The sequence below is a fragment of the Nonomuraea sp. NPDC050202 genome (assembly GCF_040656115.1).
Lineage (GTDB): Bacteria > Actinomycetota > Actinomycetes > Streptosporangiales > Streptosporangiaceae > Nonomuraea.
Genome location: NZ_JBFALF010000065.1, coordinates 1 through 19,192, shown reverse-complemented (window position 1 = coordinate 19,192; position 19,192 = coordinate 1). Strand labels below are relative to the sequence as shown.

The 19,192-nt window shown below is 67.9% G+C and carries 28 protein-coding genes and 2 pseudogenes; 24 read left to right on the top strand and 6 right to left on the bottom strand.

Annotated features, from left to right (window positions below; genetic code table 11):
* Positions 1-37 precede the first annotated feature (37 nt).
* From AB0I79_RS60475 to AB0I79_RS60450, 6 genes are all read left to right on the top strand, one after another.
* Complete coding sequence (locus tag AB0I79_RS60475) at positions 38-703, top strand: hypothetical protein (RefSeq protein ID WP_357894857.1); 666 nt, start codon at positions 38-40, stop codon at positions 701-703.
* Between the two features lie 58 nt (positions 704-761).
* Positions 762-1,400, top strand: coding sequence for a hypothetical protein (locus tag AB0I79_RS60470; RefSeq protein ID WP_357894854.1), 639 nt, complete (start codon positions 762-764; stop codon positions 1,398-1,400).
* Between the two features lie 87 nt (positions 1,401-1,487).
* Entirely contained in the window at positions 1,488-1,730 is a 243-nt protein-coding gene (locus AB0I79_RS60465; protein WP_357894851.1) for a hypothetical protein, read from the top strand.
* A 141-nt stretch (positions 1,731-1,871) separates the two neighbouring features.
* Positions 1,872-2,174 carry a hypothetical protein gene (locus tag AB0I79_RS60460; protein ID WP_357894848.1) on the top strand — a complete coding sequence of 101 codons (303 nt, stop codon included), beginning with the start codon at positions 1,872-1,874 and terminating at the stop codon, positions 2,172-2,174.
* A 289-nt stretch (positions 2,175-2,463) separates the two neighbouring features.
* Positions 2,464-2,838, top strand: coding sequence for a hypothetical protein (locus tag AB0I79_RS60455; protein ID WP_357894845.1), 375 nt, complete (start codon positions 2,464-2,466; stop codon positions 2,836-2,838).
* Between the two features lie 29 nt (positions 2,839-2,867).
* Entirely contained in the window at positions 2,868-3,092 is a 225-nt protein-coding gene (locus AB0I79_RS60450) for a hypothetical protein (protein ID WP_357894842.1), read from the top strand.
* Positions 3,093-3,094: 2 nt separating this feature from the next.
* On the opposite strand, the gene AB0I79_RS60445 is transcribed toward AB0I79_RS60450, so the two are convergent.
* Positions 3,095-3,718 (bottom strand): hypothetical protein, encoded by a 624-nt coding sequence (locus tag AB0I79_RS60445; RefSeq protein ID WP_357894839.1) that lies wholly within the window; start codon positions 3,716-3,718, stop codon positions 3,095-3,097.
* 334 nt (positions 3,719-4,052) lie between these two features.
* Here AB0I79_RS60445 and AB0I79_RS60440 point away from each other — a divergent pair, with 334 nt between their 5' ends.
* On the top strand, positions 4,053-4,235 hold the full coding sequence (locus AB0I79_RS60440) for a hypothetical protein (protein WP_357894836.1): 183 nt from the start codon (positions 4,053-4,055) through the stop codon (positions 4,233-4,235).
* A 232-nt stretch (positions 4,236-4,467) separates the two neighbouring features.
* Here the strand turns inward: AB0I79_RS60440 and AB0I79_RS60435 are convergent, their stop codons facing one another.
* A complete protein-coding gene (locus AB0I79_RS60435; RefSeq protein WP_357894833.1) occupies positions 4,468-4,845 on the bottom strand; it encodes a hypothetical protein in 378 nt (125 codons plus the stop codon).
* A 139-nt stretch (positions 4,846-4,984) separates the two neighbouring features.
* On the opposite strand from AB0I79_RS60435, the gene AB0I79_RS60430 reads away from it, so the two are divergent.
* A complete protein-coding gene (locus AB0I79_RS60430; protein WP_357894901.1) occupies positions 4,985-5,230 on the top strand; it encodes a helix-turn-helix domain-containing protein in 246 nt (81 codons plus the stop codon).
* Here the strand turns inward: AB0I79_RS60430 and AB0I79_RS60425 are convergent.
* A complete protein-coding gene (locus AB0I79_RS60425; protein ID WP_357894830.1) occupies positions 5,227-5,811 on the bottom strand; it encodes a hypothetical protein in 585 nt (194 codons plus the stop codon). The two genes, AB0I79_RS60430 and AB0I79_RS60425, sit on opposite strands and share 4 nt — an antisense overlap.
* A 231-nt stretch (positions 5,812-6,042) precedes the next feature.
* On the opposite strand from AB0I79_RS60425, the gene AB0I79_RS60420 reads away from it, so the two are divergent.
* The 5 genes from AB0I79_RS60420 (at position 6,043) to AB0I79_RS60400 (ending at position 8,107) form a co-directional block, all read left to right on the top strand.
* Positions 6,043-6,282, top strand: coding sequence for a hypothetical protein (locus tag AB0I79_RS60420; RefSeq protein ID WP_357894827.1), 240 nt, complete (start codon positions 6,043-6,045; stop codon positions 6,280-6,282).
* Between the two features lie 57 nt (positions 6,283-6,339).
* Positions 6,340-6,624, top strand: coding sequence for a hypothetical protein (locus AB0I79_RS60415; protein WP_357894824.1), 285 nt, complete (start codon positions 6,340-6,342; stop codon positions 6,622-6,624).
* 191 nt (positions 6,625-6,815) lie between these two features.
* A complete protein-coding gene (locus tag AB0I79_RS60410; protein ID WP_357894822.1) occupies positions 6,816-6,968 on the top strand; it encodes a hypothetical protein in 153 nt (50 codons plus the stop codon).
* Positions 6,965-7,933, top strand: a complete 969-nt coding sequence (locus AB0I79_RS60405) for a tyrosine-type recombinase/integrase (protein ID WP_357894819.1) — start codon at positions 6,965-6,967, stop codon at positions 7,931-7,933. Before AB0I79_RS60410 ends, AB0I79_RS60405 begins: the two co-directional genes overlap by 4 nt.
* Before the next feature lie 9 nt (positions 7,934-7,942).
* Positions 7,943-8,107: a hypothetical protein gene (locus AB0I79_RS60400; protein WP_357894816.1), complete on the top strand. Its 165-nt coding sequence runs from the start codon at positions 7,943-7,945 to the stop codon at positions 8,105-8,107.
* Between the two features lie 252 nt (positions 8,108-8,359).
* On the opposite strand, the pseudogene AB0I79_RS60395 reads toward AB0I79_RS60400, so the two are convergent.
* Both AB0I79_RS60395 and AB0I79_RS60390 read right to left on the bottom strand, forming a co-directional pair.
* Positions 8,360-8,584: pseudogene (locus AB0I79_RS60395) on the bottom strand (Rho termination factor N-terminal domain-containing protein); the annotation flags it as partial.
* Between the two features lie 281 nt (positions 8,585-8,865).
* Positions 8,866-9,228 (bottom strand): helix-turn-helix transcriptional regulator, encoded by a 363-nt coding sequence (locus AB0I79_RS60390; protein WP_357894813.1) that lies wholly within the window; start codon positions 9,226-9,228, stop codon positions 8,866-8,868.
* A gap of 62 nt (positions 9,229-9,290) precedes the next feature.
* Between AB0I79_RS60390 and AB0I79_RS60385 the strand changes: the two genes are divergently transcribed.
* From AB0I79_RS60385 to AB0I79_RS60365, 5 genes are all read left to right on the top strand, one after another.
* On the top strand, positions 9,291-10,349 hold the full coding sequence (locus AB0I79_RS60385) for a hypothetical protein (protein ID WP_357894810.1): 1,059 nt from the start codon (positions 9,291-9,293) through the stop codon (positions 10,347-10,349).
* Positions 10,350-10,686: 337 nt separating this feature from the next.
* Positions 10,687-10,863, top strand: coding sequence for a hypothetical protein (locus tag AB0I79_RS60380; RefSeq protein ID WP_357894807.1), 177 nt, complete (start codon positions 10,687-10,689; stop codon positions 10,861-10,863).
* On the top strand, positions 10,844-11,320 hold the full coding sequence (locus AB0I79_RS60375; RefSeq protein WP_357894804.1) for a ParB N-terminal domain-containing protein: 477 nt from the start codon (positions 10,844-10,846) through the stop codon (positions 11,318-11,320). Before AB0I79_RS60380 ends, AB0I79_RS60375 begins: the two co-directional genes overlap by 20 nt.
* Positions 11,321-11,399: 79 nt before the next feature.
* Positions 11,400-12,437 carry a GNAT family N-acetyltransferase gene (locus tag AB0I79_RS60370; protein ID WP_357894802.1) on the top strand — a complete coding sequence of 346 codons (1,038 nt, stop codon included), beginning with the start codon at positions 11,400-11,402 and terminating at the stop codon, positions 12,435-12,437.
* 114 nt (positions 12,438-12,551) lie between these two features.
* Positions 12,552-13,955, top strand: a complete 1,404-nt coding sequence (locus AB0I79_RS60365; RefSeq protein ID WP_357894799.1) for a hypothetical protein — start codon at positions 12,552-12,554, stop codon at positions 13,953-13,955.
* 333 nt (positions 13,956-14,288) lie between these two features.
* Here AB0I79_RS60365 and AB0I79_RS60360 read toward each other — a convergent pair whose 3' ends face one another.
* Positions 14,289-14,483, bottom strand: a complete 195-nt coding sequence (locus AB0I79_RS60360; RefSeq protein ID WP_357776383.1) for a hypothetical protein — start codon at positions 14,481-14,483, stop codon at positions 14,289-14,291.
* Between the two features lie 197 nt (positions 14,484-14,680).
* Between AB0I79_RS60360 and AB0I79_RS60355 the strand changes: the two genes are divergently transcribed.
* The 6 genes and pseudogenes from AB0I79_RS60355 (at position 14,681) to AB0I79_RS60330 (ending at position 19,069) form a co-directional block, all read left to right on the top strand.
* Positions 14,681-14,866: a helix-turn-helix domain-containing protein gene (locus AB0I79_RS60355; protein ID WP_357894797.1), complete on the top strand. Its 186-nt coding sequence runs from the start codon at positions 14,681-14,683 to the stop codon at positions 14,864-14,866.
* A 190-nt stretch (positions 14,867-15,056) separates the two neighbouring features.
* A pseudogene (locus AB0I79_RS60350) lies at positions 15,057-15,140 on the top strand (acyl-CoA dehydrogenase family protein); the annotation flags it as partial.
* A 419-nt stretch (positions 15,141-15,559) separates the two neighbouring features.
* On the top strand, positions 15,560-16,477 hold the full coding sequence (locus AB0I79_RS60345; protein WP_357894795.1) for a DUF6282 family protein: 918 nt from the start codon (positions 15,560-15,562) through the stop codon (positions 16,475-16,477).
* 11 nt (positions 16,478-16,488) lie between these two features.
* Positions 16,489-17,244, top strand: coding sequence for an ABC transporter ATP-binding protein (locus tag AB0I79_RS60340; protein ID WP_357894793.1), 756 nt, complete (start codon positions 16,489-16,491; stop codon positions 17,242-17,244).
* Entirely contained in the window at positions 17,241-18,059 is an 819-nt protein-coding gene (locus AB0I79_RS60335; protein ID WP_357894790.1) for an ABC transporter permease, read from the top strand. Before AB0I79_RS60340 ends, AB0I79_RS60335 begins: the two co-directional genes overlap by 4 nt.
* Complete coding sequence (locus tag AB0I79_RS60330; protein ID WP_357894787.1) at positions 18,056-19,069, top strand: ABC transporter substrate-binding protein; 1,014 nt, start codon at positions 18,056-18,058, stop codon at positions 19,067-19,069. The genes AB0I79_RS60335 and AB0I79_RS60330 overlap by 4 nt, the downstream gene beginning before the upstream one ends.
* Positions 19,070-19,192 lie beyond the last annotated feature (123 nt).

The window sequence follows — 19,192 nt, the reverse complement described above, 5'->3', positions numbered from 1 at the left end:
GCCCGGACCTCAGGGCCCCCAGGGTGACCCCGGGCCGATGGGCCCCCAGGGACCGCAAGGCGAACCCGGCGCGTCCGGCCCGCCCGGACCCCAGGGCGACCCCGGCCCAACGGCAACCGTCACCGCCGTACCGGTCCCCGGGCCCAAGGGCGACAAGGGCGACGCCGGACCCCAGGGCGAGCAAGGGCCCGCCGGACCGTCCGGCCCTCCGGGACCGTCCGGCCCTCCGGGACCGTCCGGCCCGCCCGGACCCCAGGGCGAGCAGGGCGACACCGGCCCCAAGGGCGACCCCGGGCCCACCGGACCGCAGGGCGACCCCGGACCCACCGGAAGCCCCGGACCGTCCGGCCCGCCCGGCACCGGCGACCCCGGGCCGACCGGAGCCGCAGGGCCCGCCGGACGGGACGGCACCGCAGGCAGCCCCGGGCCGTCCGGTAAGCCCGGATCGCCCGGACCCAAGGGCGACCAGGGCGACCCCGGAACGGCGGACACGCCGGAACCCGGCAAGATCGACGCGGCGAACACGGCCAACGGCGACCCCGTCACCGTGTGGGCCGCGTGGCTTGCCGCCCTGCTGGCAGCCGGAGCCGCCACGCTCGGACTGCTGATCAGGAGGCGACGCCGCAACCGCAGACAGGCCAGCGAAACCACTGGTCAATCCGCTAACAGCGGTACCGCTATCGACGACACACAGCAGCTCTAACCAACCCGCCCGCCCGGACCGTCCGGGCGGGCACCCAACACCACGAAAGGCACGACCCATGCAGATCAGCATCAACCCCGCCGAGATCTTCGACGCGATCGAGCGCGTGACCGTCGCCCACAAGGCCACGTTCTCCCGTCAGGGCATCGCCCGCCCGACCGGCAACGTCGTGATCGGTCTGGCCGCTTCCGGCCGCCTTGACGAGCTGGCGAACGCCGACTCTGAGGGCAGCGTCGCAGACCGTATCATCACCGGCGATGAGCTGAAGGACCTGCCCGCCAAGTACATCGCCACTCTCGGCACCGGCAAGAGCGCGCCCAAGTTCACGACGTACGCGCTGATCGGCATGCGCGTTGCCGCGCAGCTCGGTTTCGGACAGGCGACTCTCGCGGAGCTGGGCAAGGTGCCCGGCACCAGCGCCACCAAGGTGCAGAACTTCCTTGCTGAGCTTCCCGAGATGGCCGAGTACCGCAAGGAGATCGAGGCCCGGAAGAAGGCCGCCGCGAAGGTCGCCGCCGACACGGCCGCCGTCCGCCTCGTGTGGAAGTTCGCCGAGAAGTTCAAGGCCCCGCACAGCGAAGAGACGTACGCGGAGGTCATGGAGGAGCGCGGCATGTCGTTCGACCGCGTGCAGGAGATCATCCGGCTTCTGACCGCTGAGGCCGACGTCAAGGCCGCCGAGAAGGCCGACGCCTAACCCCCACCGGGCGCGCCCGTGTCGCCACCACGGGCGCGCCCGCCCCACCCCTCACTCACCTACACCGCAACGCCACAAGGAGTCCCCATGTTCACCGTCACCCGAGACCAGGCCGAGAACGCCCGAGACCACGCCATGAACGCGCACCGCACCGCGACCGACCACCAAGCCACATGCCGGAAGTGCCAGACCGAAGGCGTTCCGTGTGAGTTGGGCGGCATGTTGCAGCGGGGCGCAGCCAAGATCGGCAAGGAAGCAGCGGACGCCCTAGCCGCGTACCTCCCGGTCGGCAGCATCGTGATCTACACGGGGCACACCCGCCGCTACTAGGGCCGAGACTGGACCATCCAAGGGCTTGCCCCGCGCGAACCCTGGTCCCGGTACGTACTGATCGGCGACGGCTTCGCGCCGTTCACGGCCAGCCTGCCGAGCCTCGAACTGAGCAGGCCCGAAGCGTTGCGGCGGGAGCGCGTGAGGACAGCGAAGAAGATCGTTGCCGCCTGCACTGCCGTTCTTGCGAAGCACGGCGTCAGCCTTGACCCGGTCGTGAGCGTCAGCAACGGCGGGCTTATCCGCCTGTCGTGGACGTCATCGCTGGCCATCCGCGCCGAGAACCGCGCCGCCGAGCAGAACCGCGAAGCGTCCGGCCAGTACATCGGGGCAGCTCTGCTGCTCTTGCAGGCGACCCGCGCCCACATCCAGCGCGGCGAATGGCACGACGTCGAGAGCATCGCGGACAGAGCAGCCAGACTGCGCGAGCGCGTCAAGGCGTAACGCGAACGCGCCGACCAGCGCCGGACCGCACCGCGCGGTTCGGCGCTTTCGCATGCCCCCCCGGGGGTACCCCGTTCGGGGCCGGCCAGGGCTGCATTCGGCTTGGTACCTGCGAAAAGAATTTGATCTTGTAGCCTTGTGGGCGTTTCGTCTCGGGGTCGGGGGTGCCGTGTCTGGTCTTGCTTCTGGGGTGTCGGTGGTGTCGGGCGCGTGTGTGGGTCCGTGTAATGGCAGGTCGCGGCGGGCGTGGGCTGCTTTCGAGGCGGCTCGTGATGAGCATGCGGATCTGGTGGATGAGTGGGTGCGGGCGGGGGAGGTGGGGGAGCCGCCGGTGGAGCCGGAGGTCCCGGAGGTTCGATGGCGGCCGGGGGAGCCGCTGGTGTGCGGTCGGTGTACGGCGACGGTGCGGGCGGCGCTGTTGGAGGTGGATGGGCTCGCTGCGCAGCTCGCGAGGGAGGCGGATGGGTTCCGGCCGCCGTCGAAGTGGTCGAGGGTGTCGGGGTCGAGGCCGAAGCCTGCGGTGTCGCCGGTGGGGGAGTTGCTGGAGAAGCTGACGGGCGGGCTGCTCGACTTCGAGGGGCGGGCGAGGGTGTGGCTGGGGCGGGGTCGCGTGTGGGTGGTGTCCGGTCGGCGGTTGCTCGGTCGCGGGCGGTGGGCTGGCTGACGGAGTCGGGCCGGCTGGAGAGTGTCCTGGTGCCTGAGGATCTGGTGGGGCTGGTGGACATCGCTCTGTCGTGGCGGCTGGTGTTGGAGCGGCTGGTGGGGGATGAGCCGCCTTCGTGGACGCCGGCGCGGTGCCGGTGTGGTGAGCGGTCGTTCCGCTGGGACGTGAAGGCGGGCTTCTACGTGTGCGCCGCGTGTGGGACGCACGTTTCGGAGGGGGAGGCGTCGGCGCGGGTGGAAGAGGAAGCGGGCTGAGGTCAGAAACAAGGGGCAATCGTCTGCGTTCCCTCGGGTGTGAGGAGTGTCATGCCCCCGGCCGTCATGAAGTCTCCCAGGGTTCCCTGAACACGTGGACTGCTGCTCTCGATGGACCAGAGATTCCCGTTGTCGAGAGGGTTAGCGACAAAGAAGTCGGAAGTCTCTTCTCGTGATGGGTCTGCTGGGTCCTCCAGTGTTATCTGTGAGCAGGGAGGTACGAAGACTAGGCTGCGATCGGTGCCGGATGCTGTCTTGACCAGGATGGCGACCACGACTTGCTGGGCGTTGCCGTTGCGAAGGGTGTCATTACGAAGAGTCTCTGGGGTGAACGGCATAGTGATGTTGTCCCAGCGGATGACGCGATCGGCGAAGGCTGCCTTTGCTTGTAGCTCGTTCGCTGCCTTGGCTTCATTTCGCTCTTTCTGGTCCTCGGCGCGCTGTTTCAGCGCATCGGCGCGTTGCTGCTCTCCGAGGGAGAGCGCGTTCACAGAGATGATGAGCGCGGGGATGGACATCAGCCCTGCAAGAACGCTGGTGAGGGCCGCCCACCATTGGACAGACCAGCGAACGTCACGCAGCCTGCGGCGCCGGCGTGGTTTGAGGCGCTGGCGAGCGGCGATCACTCGCGTGGCGCTCGCGGAGGGGCGCGATGCGAGGCCGCGGGCCAAGGAGGTGGAGGTGCCGGGCCGTCGTCGTGTGGTCACGACTGACTATCGCGCGACGGTGAGGCGATGTTAGTGCTGATGGCTGTCACGGCAGTTGCGCGTGGTGTAGACACCATGCTGAAGCGGTTCGCTGTCGGCTTGCACTGGGTTGGTGGGGTGTGTAACACTTCCGGGCGACGGAGAGACGTGTGCCCTCGGACCGATCATGGTTCGAGGGCTTTCCGCTGTTCGGGGGGTGTTGATGTCCCCTGCGCCGGCGAAGTTGGCTGCTGTCCGGTTGGGCCGGGAGGCGGTGACGATTCGGCAGTGGGCGCGCCGGTACGGCGTGCGGGTGCTGGGGCGGGCCGGCCGCGAGGTCGTGTACGACTTCGCTGATCTGGCGACGATCGAGGGCTGTATCTGGCGGGGCGACGAGGTTCCCGATTCCCCGGAGGGCCGGGATGCGTTGCGGGCTCGGCTTGCCCGGGCGGCGTGATCTCTCGGCTGGTTCCTTAACGGGTCAGGGATATCGCATGGGAGTGGCGTGCCGTATATCGATTCGACGGCGCGTCCGGCCTTGTACGTCTGCATGCATGACCGGTCCGTGGCACCCGCGCAGCAGCGCGGCAGAATTCCCGAAACCATGGCCGGCCGGAGCGCCCATGAAAGGGGACGCTCCGGTCGCGGCAGGCTACGCCTGAACTACCAGCGCCAGAACTCGTCGCGCATCAGCCTCTGCAGGCGCGGCCACCACCGACCCATCTCTCGGTGACGACGCCGGCAGCGTCGGTAATGGTGACCTTGGCGCCGAACAGCGACCCCGGTATGCAGCTACCGCCCCCCTGGGTGTAGCGGGCCACCGGGTCCGAGATTCTGGTGCTCATGGTCATCATGTTGGGGCCTGCGCTCCATACGGCGGTGGCCGGATCCGTGCCGCCCTCCCACCACGCCTCACAGAAGACATAGAAGACACTGGTGCCGGCGCTGCAGTAGGCGAAGGTGACGGTCGGGGCTGAGGCGGCTGCCGCCGGGGTGGAAAATGCAGTAATACACAGGATGCCGATGGCGGCTATGGCTGAGCTGCGCTTCGTGGCCCATGGCCTCATTGATGGGTCTCCCTTAAGAAGAGGTTCTGCCTGACGGTTGACCGAATTGCCTCGTTCTGTGGGTAGATCTGCTCACATCGTAGGAGCTGCTGGACGATCAGTCCATGTCTTCCGCCTGTCCGCGACGCGCGACCCTCCATTGTTTTCCGCCACTTCACATGACGAAAGAGTACCCTTCATGAAGATCGCGAAGAATAAGCGCATTGTCGGCTTGGAGCGGGCCCAACTGGCTGCAACGGTGAAGATGAAGTACAACGCAGGCGAGTCGGTTCGTGGTATTGCCGAGGATATCGGTCGCTCGTACGGGTTCGTTCACCGGCTGCTGGAGGAGGCGGGGGCGCCGCTGCGGCCGCGGGGCGGCAACCAGAGGTCTGCCTCGACCTAAGTGAGGTAGTTGATCAAGATACCGATGGGGATAGAAGTGAGGACGCCGAGTACGAGGTACGCAAGTTGACGACGTGTCTCGGCGCGTTCTAGCTTCGCAGTCTCCGACATGATGATGTTACGAACCTTCTCTGCCTCTTCTCTGCTGAGACTGAGAAGGTGCTGCTGTTGCTGCGCTTGGGCTATCAGTGCGTCCCGCGCCGCCTTCTGCTCGTCCATGGCCTGGTGTGCCTGGGCGATCAGTGCGTCCCGAGCCACCTTCTGCTCGTTGATGGCCTGCTGGACCTTCTCGAGGTAGTCGGCGAATTCGTCATACGCCTTCTGGAACCGCTCAGAGCGACGGGTGAGTTCGGTGACGGGGTCGTCCGCTGCGAGCTGATCTCTCCTTCGAGCGCGGCGCTCGATGAGAAAGACGGTTGCGACGCCTACCACGAGGGTGGCCACAATCACGATGGCTATGCGTAGCCAGGATTCGCTACTTGCTGCGGACACGATCGAGGCCAAGCCCACGAACCCGCTAAAGATCCCGAACCTCCAGGAGTTCCGCTCAAGGGGCTCACGGTCGCGGGGCGGCTCACTCATCCTTACATTGCACAGCATTGTCTGATGGCGCGCCGTCCTTGTGATTGGACTGCGATCATTCGTATTTCATGATCGCTAACAGAGGAACATAATTCACGTTATGTTCCCCTCCCTGTGCTACCGTCACGAGTGATCCACATCCCTCGTGAAAGGTGCTCGCATGAGCAACCACAGCAGCGACCGGCTCCACCCGGCCGCCGCGTTCGACCTCGCGCCCGGCGGTGGTGCCGGATGAACGAGCAGGAGACCCGCCGCTACCGCAGCCAGACCGGCGCCCTCCGCCGGGACACCGTGATCGAGTTGCGCCAGGCCCTCCGCTCCATGCGGGACGGCGCGGCCGCGCTGACCGATCGGCTGGAGCGGTACGACCGCCTCGACGAACACGACATGGACGCTCTCGGAGAACTGGTCGCCGCCGCAGTTGCGGGCCGGCCGGAAGGGCGCAGTGCTCGACACCCTCGACTGGGTTGACCCGCTGGTGCCCACTGGCGACGGCGGCCAGGAGGACGAGGACGACGAGGAGATGCCGTGAGCATCGACTACACCGACCTCTTCCGCGAGGGCGAGCCCGAGCACGTCCGCCTCGAGCACACCTCCGAGCGGCTGAGCGACATCATCGCCCAGTACGAGGGCATCGACCTGCGCTCGGCGTCCATCACCGCAGCCGTCATCGGCGCGTTGATCCGCCAGACCCGCGAGCACCCCGAGTACACGCCGGACGACCTCGACGCGATCCTGTCGCTGGTGTGCGCCAAGCTGTCGATCCGCGCCAGCGTCGAAGAGGCGTGCGAGCACTTCGGCGGTGAGGGGTGACGCCCGAGCCCTGCGACCGGTGCCGCAATCTTCCTCCGGACGGCGTGCTGTACGAGTTCGCTGGCGTAGTCATAGACCAGGGCACACCCAACTTCGGAAACTTCGGGCTGTGTGAGCAGTGCGCTGCCCGTCGCAGCCTCACGGTCAGCGGTCCATGCTTCCTCTGCGGTCGGCCTGTACGCTCCGAGCAGATGGCAGACCCCACAGTGGAACTCGGCGACGACACGATCACGGATGTCATGGTGACCACCGCCTGGCACGGTGCTTCGGTTGAGGAGAAGCCATTGTGCGGGCATTGTCTTGATCTCCTCCGAGAGCGCGCTCTGCGCGAGGTGGACCAGTGACGGGCGAACTGGTCAAGGCGCCGCGCGGCGGCCTCGCGCTTCCGCTCGACCTCCCGCCGATTATTCTCGACCTCACCCGGGCGTGGCTGTGGTCGTACGACTCGAAAAACACGCGCGAGGCGTACGAACGGAACATCCGGCGGTGGTTTGAGTTCTGCGCGGAGACCGGCCTCGACCCGCTGGAGGCGCGCAAGCCGCACGGCGACGTGTTCTCCCGCTGGTTCCAGGAGACGGCCCGCCGGCCACCGAAGCCGAAGACGGTCGCTCAGGTGCTGTCGTCGGTGTCGTCCTGGTACGAGTACCTGCACGAGACCGAAGCCCTCGACGCCAACCGGTTCAAGAAGACGCGACGGCCGAAGATCCCGCGCAAGCACTCCGAGACGGTCGCGCTCACCAGGGGAGAGGCGCAGGCCTTCCTCCGGGCGGCCGACGCCGACCATGGCCGGGAACGGCTGCGCACCGCGGCGCTACTCCGGCTGCTGCTGCAGACCGGCATCCGCATCTCCGAGGCGGTGAACGCGCAGATCGACGACCTCGGGTTCGCCCGCGGGTATCGGACGCTGCGCATCACGGTGAAGGGCGGCGACACGATCACCCGGCGTTTGCCGGTGGAGACGACGCACGCCCTGGACGTGTACCTCGCTGAGCGGGCGCGCCGCGAAGGGGTCGAGCTGCAGGACCTGCAGGGCCCGCTGTTCGCGACCTCGACGGGCCAGAGATGGAGCAGGTCGAAGGCGTTCGAGCTGGTACGGCGCATCGCCAAGCAGGCCGGCATCACGTCGAAGGTGGGGCCGCACTCCATGCGGCACACCTACGCGTCGCTGGCTCAGGAAGCCGGCGTCGCGATGCGGCAGATCCAGCTCGACCTCAACCACGCCGACGTGTCCACGACGGAGATCTACTTGCACAGCCGGGACCGGCTGGAGAAGGACGCCTCGCAGGTGGTGGCGTCGCTGCTGGAGTAGGAGGAACGCGTGCCCAGGTCGAGAACGAGCGCGCTGGACAAGTCGGCTTGGATGCACCACTGCGGCGCGATCAACCTGGGCACGTGGACCGACCGCGCGGTGTGCGGCGGCTGCCGGTACTCGGTGGGACACGCCGAGGACGTCGAGCAGTACCGGCTCGTACGTCTCTGGTGAGGCGGGGCGCGAATCCTTGCATTCGTCGCGTTCCTGCACACTTGGAACGCTGATCACACGAGATCTGCGCGTTCCAGATCCACGCTGACGCGCGATCACGACCGTGCGAGTGTCATTGGATAGGTCCGGATTGCGATCTCGTTAGCTTCGGTCTAAGGCGTTTTCGCAGGTCACCGACATAACGACAATTATAGTGAGCGGCGATCTGCCCGCTCAGCTAGTGTCTTCAGTCTGTGTCTCCTGTAGGGCGGCCCGCTTCTCTTGGATGGCATAGATGAGTTGGCTTTTGCGCATGCGCCCGGCTCCGCTGATGCCCAGATCCCTCGCCATTTTCTGCAGTTCGGGCAGCACTTTGGCGGACAGGCCGGTGCCGGAGCGACGTGAACGCGGCATGGCTGGGGCGCGGGTGGGAGTGTCGGACTTGTGAAAGTCCGTCTCTGTGGGGGAGGACTCAGGTTCGGTTGCTGTGTCGGCGATATCCTTATTGATCTTTTTGCCCTGCAATCGCCGCATAATCGTGCGACGGGTCCACGACATGCCTGCTTGTGCAGTGAAGAGCAAGGCCATCGTGAGCTTGAACAGCTTGCCAGGCATGCTGTCGATGACGGCGGCCAGTTCTTCGGCGCGAATCTCGGCGCGCTGCGCGTTCAGATGACGTACGCGCGCCGACCAGCGAACCAGTCGTTTAGCTAGCCATGGCGCGACCTCAGTTCCCTCGGCAAGCAGCACGCCGACGATGAGCATAATGATCTCGGTGGTCATCGGCCACCTGCCAGCAGCATGCGGAGCTGAGTGAGTGGTGCAAATCCGAACGCAGGGCGTGTCTTCGCCGTGGCGGGGCGGCGCTCCGTGAGTAGGGCGCGGGCTGCGTTTGCGCCTTCGCCCACGAGCCGATAGAAGCGTCGCCGTGGCCTGTTGGCATCTGGCTCTAGTTCTTCCCACTCGCCACTTATCCATCCAGCGTCTTCGAGCCGGTCGAGGACGTTGTAGACGGTCGGGCCAGAGCGCTTGGTCTCCTTCATGATTGCCCAGCCGTGGATCTGTTCGTCGCTGTCGAAAGCGCGTACGAGGACTTCGAGGACATCCAGCGTCGGCTGAGTGACCCGTTCAAGGCCTGCCATGCGCTTATCTTATCTACTCAAATTAAGGGGTGCGCGCTGTTCCGCCCCTCAAGGAGTTCGCCATGCGCTGGCACAGCGTCAACTACAAGGCAGAGGACGTCAGCCGATCATTCCTCGATCGAGGGTGGTGGCTGTCGGACCTGCCTCGCCTCATGCTCGTCTGCCGCATGCGCGGCCACTGGCCCGTCGTGGACGGGTACGGCCCTAACGACGCCGGCCTGCAAGCCGCGCGCTGGGTGGTCTGTGACCGGTGCGGAGTCCGGCCCAGCCCGCAGGGCTCGCTCGATCCGGGGAAGTACGAGGTGGGCGACTCGTACACCGGGCCCTGGGTCACGCTGACGCGGGTGCTGGCGGCCAACGCGATGGTGGACCTGCTCGGGCTGCGCACGACCTCGGTCCATGAGGACGGCAAGGGCATGCCCGGTCCGTGGTCGGAGAGCCCGCGGGGCACCATCGGCGGACAGGTCGTCGTCGGTAGTCGAGCTCTGCCCGGCTTCTCCATCGGTTTCGAGGTGGGGAACGCGGGCAGCGATCACGTGCTGGACGCACACCTGCGGCTCGGCCGGCTGCTGGCCGTCTACGTGCACACCGAGGGTTTCGGGCAGTGGGTGCAGCGCCGGTTCAACCCGCGCGGATTCGACTCCCGCGAGGTCCGCCTGACCATCGCGGACTGGTGCATCCGGTGGGCGCTCTGGGGGCGGGTCAACGCCTGGCTGGCCACCGATCCGCGCTGGCAGCAGGGCTACTTCAGCTTTGACCTGATGGAGCGCCTGTTCGGGCCCAAGCGGTACAGCTACGAGCCGACCGGCGATGAGCAGGTGGGCGTCGTGCGGATGCCCGAGGGCGATCAGTACCAGGTGCGGCTGCAGCTCCAGCGGGAACGGCTCGGTCGGCCGCGGCTGCGGTGGCGTGACCGGCTGTCCTGGTCGGTGCAGTGGACGGCCACCCCCGGCATCCCGTACCGGGAGGGCCGCTCGATCGACTCCTGGTCTGTCCCCGTGGACGACGAGGTGGTCAGCAAAGGCACGTGGCAAGTCGCCGCGCTGATCGTGCTCGGCGCGAAGGTATCTCAGATGCGGACCCGGTACGGCTACCGTGCGAGTCCGGAGACTCGAAGTTGAGGCCCGGGAGGGCACCCGAGGCTGAGACACGACGGTGCCCCATTCTACGAGAACGAGGCCTGAGCGTGGGACTGCTCTTAGTCGTGCTGGTCCGGTTCGTTGAAGCCCGCGACGACTTGGACGTGCTGGTCCCGTTCGTTGAAGCCCGCGACGACTTGTACTGCGGTCGTCGTCACCACTAGGCCTGCAATCGACAAGGTCAGTGCGGTGGCTGCACCGCAGATTGTCCTACGCATGTGGGTCCCTTCGCCGATCTTCTAACAGCGGATGAATCTTTGTACCGCGCCTCGGGCTCTGCACGTCAGCGCTGTTCCATCGTCCCTCTCTTGGAGGTGCCATGCCTAGGCTCGTCGTTGATCAGACCTATCGCATGGTCCCGATCGCCGACCTCGAACCGCACCCGGACAACCCGCACCAGGGCGACGTGGACGTGATCGCCAAGTCGATCGAGAAGAAACGGCTTCTACGGCACGATCCTGGTCCAGCGGTCGCGGATGCGGATCATTGCCGGTGAGCATCGCTGGCGCGGCGCGAAGGCCAAGGGCCTGGGCCAGGTCCCCGCCTTGATTCTCGACGTGGACGACGACGCCGCGCTCCGCATCCTGCTCGCCGACAACCGCACCGCAGAGATCGGCGGCTACGACGACCCGGCCCTTGCCGAGCTGCTGCGCAGCCTCGACGACCTCGACGGCACCGGCTGGACGGAGCAGGACCTCGACGACCTGGCCGACGCCATCGCCGCTGACAACGCGGTGGCCCTCACCCCCGAGCGTGCACCGACCCCGGGCAGTGGCCGCGCCGACCAGGCCGGCACCGACGACGAAGAGGAGCTGCCGGAACCGGGCGACGCTGAGACGCATACGCGGCCCGTTGTCTGGGGCGTCGTGGTCACCTGCGACAGCGAGGCCGAGCAGGTGCAGCTCCTCAACCAGCTCACGGGCCAGGGCTGGAACGTCCGCGCCCTGATGTAGCCCCTGCTACCTCCCCTCGAAAGGTCGTGTTGTGCGAGCCGAGATCACCGTATCGGCACCGGTCCACAGGACTGCCCGAGTGCTGCAGCTTCAGGGCCTGTTCGACGTGCCCGTGGAGGAGCGGCTGAGCAACACCTGGGCCATGGACCTGCCGATCGAGGACCAGCCGTGGAGCGTGGGGCTGATCGTCGGTCCCTCCGGGGCTGGCAAGACGACCATCGCGCGGCACCTGTGGCCCGACCACGTCACCGGCCCGCACACCTGGTCCGAGGACCGGTCGCTCGTGGACGACTTCCCGGCCGACATGTCCATCAAGGACATCGTGGCCCTGCTGGGCGCGGTCGGACTGTCCTCGCCGCCGGCCTGGCTCCGGCCGCACCGAACGCTGAGCACTGGGGAGGCGTTCCGCGCATCCATCGCGCGGGCCCTGGCCGAGTCTGGCGACCTGGTCGTCATCGACGAGTTCACGTCGGTCGTGGACCGCCAGGTCGCGCGGGTCGCCAGCCACACGATCCAGAAGACCGTACGGCGCGGTGGCCGCCAATTTGTCGCCGTGACCTGCCATTACGACGTGCTGGAGTGGCTGCAGCCGGATTGGGTGCTGGACGTTTCGACAGGCTCGTTTGAGTGGAGGTCGGTTCAACCCCGCCCCCAGCTCCAGCTCGAAATCCGGCCGGTCGATGGACAGCTCTGGCCTGTCTTCGCACGCCATCACTATCTGAGCACGGACCTCTACCGCTCCAGCAAGAAGTTCGCCGGGTTCATCGACGGTGAGCCGGTCGCGTTCCTGGCCTACCGGCACTTCCAGCACCCGGCGACGCGGAACCTGAAGATGGAGCACCGGCTGGTGGTTCTGCCGGACTATCAGGGGCTCGGCATCGGGAGCCGCTTCTCCGAGTGGATGGGGCAGCGGCTCTACGAGCAGGGGTTCCGCTACCGGTCGGTGTCGTCACATCCGGCGCTGATCGCCTACCGAAGCGCGTCGCCGCGGTGGCGGATGATCCAGGGCCAGAAGAAGCTCGGCACCCGGTCCAAGCACCAGTGGATGCACGCGCAGACGCTCGACCCGCGCCGTCTCGGTGTCGTGTCGTTCGAGTACGTGGCACCGCGGATCTAGGCGGCGAAGGCCTTCGTCCACCCGGCCGGAGCCGGCCGTAGCCCCAGCGCCCCAGCCGCGGGCATCGCGCGGTTCAACGAGCGCCTGGCCGCCAAGGGCAAGGCGCTGGACGGCATGACGCTGACGACGCCGAAGCGGATCGACGCCGGGTACCGCGCAGAGATCCGGGCGGTGCCCGGCGAGAAGGAGACCAAGGACATCATGCAGGCGGCCGGAAAGGTCGCCTCCGCGTTCCAGACCTCGACGCAGCTCGCCGTCCTTGAGCCGTCGCCCTCGGGCGACAACTCCCGCGCCCTGTTCACCTTGCTGCAGGATGACACGCTGGCGCAGGTGCGCCGGTTCGAGGACGTCCAGCCCCGCATCGGCAAGGACGGCCGCGCGCCCATCGGCTACTTCTACGACCTCGCCCCGGCCCACTGGGCGTTCTTCACGAAGTCCGGCGGCATGCGGCACGGCATCATCGTCGGCGACTCCGAAGCGGGCAAGTCCCGCTCAGTGGAGACGCTGCTCGGCCTGGCCCACCAGTCCGACAAGGTCGCCACCGTGCTGCTCGACCCGCAGGGCGGCTCCACGCCGGACTGGAACGACCGCACCCACCGCTGCGCCCTGGGCGAGGACGACTGCGCGGACGAGCTGGAGTTGTGGCACTGGGTGATGCGCCGCCGCGTGCGCCATCTCGCGCGGATTCCATGGGTGGACGAGGACGGCGACGAGCGGATCGGCAAGACGCACCTGGTGCCCGGTGACTCCGACGCGGGCGGCATGGCGGGGATCTTCTTCGTCCTGGAGGAGGCACCGGAACTGCTGACGCACGACGTGCACGGCAAGAAGGCCGTGGCCACGCTCGCGTCCGGCGCGAAGACCTGGCGTAAGGGCGGCGGCGGGATCGTCCTGGTCGCCCAGGACCCGAACATGACCGAGCTGGGCGGGTCGGTGACGCTGCGGGCGCAGCTCCGCAAGAACGCGTGCGCGCTGCGGACGCAGACGCCAGGCGCGGCCTACCAGATGGGTCTCCCGCAGGACCCGTCGCTGCTCCCGGCGACGTTCAAGAACGGGAAGCTGACGCAGGGCCTGACCTACCTGTCCGGGATCGACAGGCGGGCCGCGCTGATGCGGTGGCTGTACACCGAGAAGCCGAAGTACATCGCCCGCCAGCCCGCCGCCGGCCGGATCGACGACCTGACGATGGGCTGGATCGAGGAGTACGCCAGCGCGAAGAAGGATGGGCGTGAGCCGCGCACGGGCAAGCGCGCCGCCGCGGGGGACGAGCCGCGTTCGACGCCGGGCGACGTGAAGGCGGCGATCATCGACGCGCTCGCTGACGCGGACGGCCTGGCGCTGGAGCTCGGCGAGCTGCTGCACCACGTGCTCAAGCGGCGCGTCACGGCTCCACCCAGCGAGATCCACACGCAACTCAAGCGGCTCGTGACGGACGGGCGGGTGTGGCTGGTCGGCAAGGACGGGGGAGAGGCTTACGCCCTTCCTGAGGAGATTCTGGAGCATCTGGAGACCCGATGAGGATGCTCGCTCGGATCGAATTGATGGCGGCGTGGCTGGCGGTCGCCTGGGCGGCCGCACCGCTGGCTCAGGTGCCTACTGTAGGCATGGCGGTGGCGGTGCCGCTTGTCGTCGTGACGGTCGGCGCGGCCCTCGTGGAGCTGGAGCGGCACGGAGCGGGCGTGGCAGGCCTGTCGCTGACGGCCGTCGCGTTGTGGGGTTTTGGGGTCACTACGTGGGGTGTAGGTAGTGGTACGGCGCTGGTCGTTTCCGGCCTTGCGGTGCTGTCTTCAGCCTCATGGCCAATGGGCGGTTCGGCCCCTTCCAGGTTGACCGGAGGGGAGGGGAAACGGTTCAGGGCAGGGAGTCGTAATAGTTAGCGAAGATGACGAACGCTATGAAAAGAATGGTTGCGATGGCTGCGAAGACCTTCTTGCCCAAGGTGTCTAGCGGCACGGGCTCACGTCGTGACCAATCGATGGTGGATCTTGTGCGCTGCTCGGCCACCCATCGGCGATGCCTGTCGTGGCCCTCCTGGAAGCTGTCCATCCGGATCCTCTTTCGGCTGGGGCTCTTTGCAAGTGTATGACCACTCTTAGGCAGAATCCAGTTGCACAGTGTAATGATTATCTGGGACGCGTCGGGCGCGTCAGATGCGTCATATGCTTACGATGGCAAGTAGCGCGAAAGCGTGACAAATGCGGGCCGCTGCTCAAGGGTGGCGGCTGGCTAGTGGAGGGACAACGGTGGCGGAGAAGCACCTGACTCCTGAGGACCTGGCGGAACGCGTCAGGGTGCCCGTCTCGACGGTTTACCAGTGGAACTCTCGTGGCGGAGGGCCGCGCTTCATGAGGGTTGGCAGATATGTGCGTTACAAGATCGCGGATGTGAACGTCTGGGAGGAGTCGTTGTACGCCGAGCAGGTTGGCTGACCGTAGACGCCATGCCCCCGGATCACTCTCTGTGATCCGGGGGCATGCCGTTTCAGGCGACTGCTGGCCCTCGACGGGTTCTGTGTCAGTTCTGGCTGAGGGTGGCTAGTGATGGCAACCGAAGACAAGAGTTCGCCCAGGTCAAGGCTTCTCGTGAAGGGGCAGTTGCAGGTGGGGATTTCGGGTGCCGCAGATCTACACGATCTTCGAGGGGACGAGCGAGATCCAGCGGTTGATCATCGGCCGTGCGGTGACCGGCCTGCCTGTTCGCTGAGAACTCCGCACGTCGGAGGGGCAGCGTGTCCGCAGAACCATCCTCGCGACACGGCCCCTCCCTGGTCCCCACCTGGTGATCATGCTGGATCTGTCCCACCGGCACGACCTGAACCCCCGCAGTCCGACCATCTGCTGCAGTGGGTACGGCGAGCGACCGGACCCCGTCCATGGGATGTCCGCCGGGTCTGGGTGTTGAGCGCCGTCGTCACCGGGGGGCGAGCCGCGCCCCCGGGTAGCTGGGCGTCCGTGCTGGGTGCATGATTGTTGACAATCTGGTGACGCCGCCCGGGTGGCGTCACCGTCCGTCCTGGGGTCGTAGCCTGCCATGCTCGCCAGGATTAGGTGCGCGACCTTGACGGTTATCGCCCATATTGTTGACAATCTGTTTCGGCAGTATGGCGACCATCGGAGACAGGCATGCCCGATCACCCCAAGCCCTCCGCGCGAGCCCGTGAGCTGGTCGCGGGCGCCTACGACATCCACATCCACGTGGCGCCCGACGTGATGCGCAGGCGGATCGACGACCTGACGCTCGCGGCGCGCTTCGCCGAGGTCGGGCTCGCCGGCTTCGTGCTCAAGTCCCACTACGTCCCCACCGCCGAGCGGGCCGCCGTGGTCCGTGCCGCGGTTCCCGGCTTCGGCGCGGTAGGCGCCATCACGCTCAACGCCTCCGTCGGCGGCATGAACCCCGTCGCCGTCGAGATCGCCGCCCGCAGCGGCGCGCAGGTCGTCTGGCTGCCGACCGTGGACAGCGCGAACCAGCGGGCCTGCACCGCCGCCGACCCCGAAGGGGCGACGCCGCCGATGTGGGCCCGCCTGCAGGACGAGCTGCGCGAGGCGGGCATGGCCGCCGACCCGGTGGCGGTCGTGGCGCCCGGCGGCGGCGTGCTCGACCGTACCCGCCAGGTGCTGCGCCTGATCGCCAAGCACGACCTGACGCTCGCCACCGGACACCTCGGCGCGGACGAGATCGACGCCGTCGTGGACGCGGCCGTGGCGGAGGGCGTGCGGCGCATCGTGATCACCCATCCCGAGTTCACCTCCCAGCGGATCGCCGTCGACAGGCAGCGGGCCCTGACGGCCAAGGGCGCCCTGCTGGAGCGCTGCTTCACCACCCCGCACAGCGGCAAGATCTCCTGGGAGACCTGGCTGGCGAACATCGCGGCGGCGGGCCCGGAGCACTCCGTGCTCTCCAGCGACCTCGGTCAGCCGTTCAACCCGCCGGTTGAGGACGGGCTGGCCCTGCTCGCCGACCGGCTGCTGGCCGAAGGCTTCACCGACAAGGACGTGCGCACCATGGCCGTGGACAACTCCCGCCGCCTGGCCGGTGCGTGATGGGCGGGCCCGTGATCGAGGTGAGCGGCCTGGCCAAGCAGTTCGTCAAGGACGATCTCGGCATCGTGGCCGTGCGCGACTTCGACCTGAAGGTCGCGGAAGGCAGCTTCGTCACCGTGCTCGGCCGCAGCGGCTGCGGCAAGTCGACCATACTCAACCTGCTCGCCGGCCTGACCACGCCCACCGCCGGCACCGTCGCCTACCGCGGCCGCCCGGTCGCCGGACCGCGTACCGAGGTCGGCTACCTCACCCAGTCCGACACGCTCATGCCGTGGCGCAGCGTGCACAGGAACGTCGAGCTCCCCCTGGAGATCGGCGGCGTGCCCGCGCGGCGGCGCAGGGAACGCGGGGCCGAGCTGATCGAGAAGGTCGGCCTGCAGGGCTTCGAGCGGCACTACCCGCGGGAGCTGTCCGGCGGCATGCGCCGGCGGGTCAGCCTGGCCAGGATGCTGGCGGGCGACCCCGAGACGCTGCTCATGGACGAGCCGTTCGGCGCGCTCGACGCCCAGCTCCGCGCCGAGCTGCAGGCCGAGCTGCTGCGGCTGTGGGAGGACAGCGGGCAGACCGTGGTGTTCGTGACCCACGACCTCGAGGAGGCGTTGCTGCTCGGCGACCGCGTCGTGGTGCTCGGCCGGGCCGGCCGCATCGTGCTCGACCGGGCGATCGACCTGCCCAGGCCCAGGGACGCCGACGAGCTGCGGGTGGACCCGGCCTTCGTCGCCCTGCACCGCGAGCTGAGCCAGGCCCTGCGGGAGGGAGCGCGATGACCGCCACCATCCAGACGGTGCGGCTCGACCGGAGCTGGTGGAGCAGGCACGGCGGCACCGCCACGGTCTGGTCCGTCCGGGCGCTGCTGGTCGTGGCGCTGCTGGTGGTGTGGGAGCTGACCGCCGAGCGGTGGTTCGACATCACGTTCACGAGCCGGCCGAGCGACATCTGGACCCGCCTGGTCCAGTGGCACCAGGACGGGACGCTGTGGTCCAACACCTGGATCACCGTGCAGGAGGTGGTGTACGGGTTCCTCCTCGGCGCGGTCGCCGGCGCGCTGTCGGGCTTCCTGGTGGCCTCCTTCCGCGCGCTCTACCAGGTGCTCGACCCGTTCATCATGGCCCTGTACGCGATCCCCAAGGTGGCCCTGGCGCCGCTGTTCATCGTCTGGTTCGGCATCGGCATCCACATGAAGGTGCTGCTGGCCGCCGCGACCGTGTTCTTCCTCGTCTTCCTCAACACGGCCGCGGGCGTGCGAGAGGTGGACCGCGGGCTCGTCGACGCCGTACGCCTGATGGGCGGCGGCCGGCGCACGATCATGCTCAAGGTGGTCGTCCCGTCGTCCATGACCGGGCTGCTCACCGGGCTCAAGGTGGCCATCCCGTACGCGCTCATCGGCGCCGTGATCGGCGAGCTGGTCGCCTCCAACCGGGGCCTCGGCTATCTGATCAACGACGCCGCGGCCCAGTTCGACACCGCCGGCGTGTTCGCCACGCTCGCCGTGCTCAGCGTGATCGCGGCCCTGCTCAACCTGGTCGTCGGGCTGCTGGACCGCCGGGTGGGCAAGTGGAAGCCGATGGAGGCCCGGCAGTGAGGCGGATCGTCCCGATCCTGGCCGCTGTGGCCCTGGTGCTGACCGGCTGCGCGCAACGCAGCTCGACCACGCCCCCCGGCGAGCTGAACGTCGGCCAGATCAGCAACTCCATCGCCTTCTTCCCGCTGTTCGTGGCCGAGCAGAACGGCTACTTCAGCCAGGAAGGGGTCAGGCTGGGCGAGCGGCCCCGGCTCGGCACCGGCGCCAAGGTCGCGGCGGCGCTCAAGTCGGGCAGCATCGACCTCGGCGCCGGGGTGATGACCGACGCGCTCAACCTGGCCAGGATCGACGACAAGGGCCGGCTGGTCGCCAACCTGGTGGACCGCTACTACGTGGACGTGGTGGTCGGCGCCGCCTTCGCCGGCGCCGCCCCGTCCGACCCCCTCGACCAGCGCATCCGCGCCCTGCGGGGCAAGAGGATCGGCATCACCGGGCCGGGCAGCGGCACCGAGGCGCTGGTCACGTACCTGTTGGCCCGGGTCGGGATGAGCTCCGCCACCGACTGCGAGCTGGTCAACCTCGGCAGCACCGCGGCCTCGGCGCTGGGCGCGCTGAAGGCCGGCCGGGTGGACGCGCTCGCCTTCTTCCAGCCCATCGCCCAGCAGGCCGCGGCGGCCGGCATCGGCACCCGCTACATCTCGCCCGCCGCCGGCGACGTGCCGGGCCTCGAACGCACCGCGCACGGCGTCGTGTTCACCACCCAGCGCATCATCGACAAGAAACCCCGGGAGGTCGCCGCCTTCCAGCACGCGCTCGGGCGGGCCCAGCGGCACATCCACCAGGCCCCGCCGGACGAGATCATCAAGCTGCTGACCGCGTACCTCAAGGGCATCGACCCCAAGGCACTGACCGAGCTGCCGGCGCTGATGCGCACGGAGATCCCGGAGAGCATCGGGTTCTCGCGAGCGTCGTTCGACACGGCCATCGCCTTCCACCGGGCCACCGGCCTGGTCAAGCACCTGCCCGCGTACGAGCAGATCGTCCCGCCCGCGTTGCGGGCGGACACCTGAACTTCCGTATGGCTAGTCCTTCACCGCGCCGGCGGTGACGCCGGCGGCGACGTAGCGCTGGGCGATCACGAGCAGGACGGTGGCGGGGACGGAGGCGATCACGGCGGTGGCCATGATGGCGTT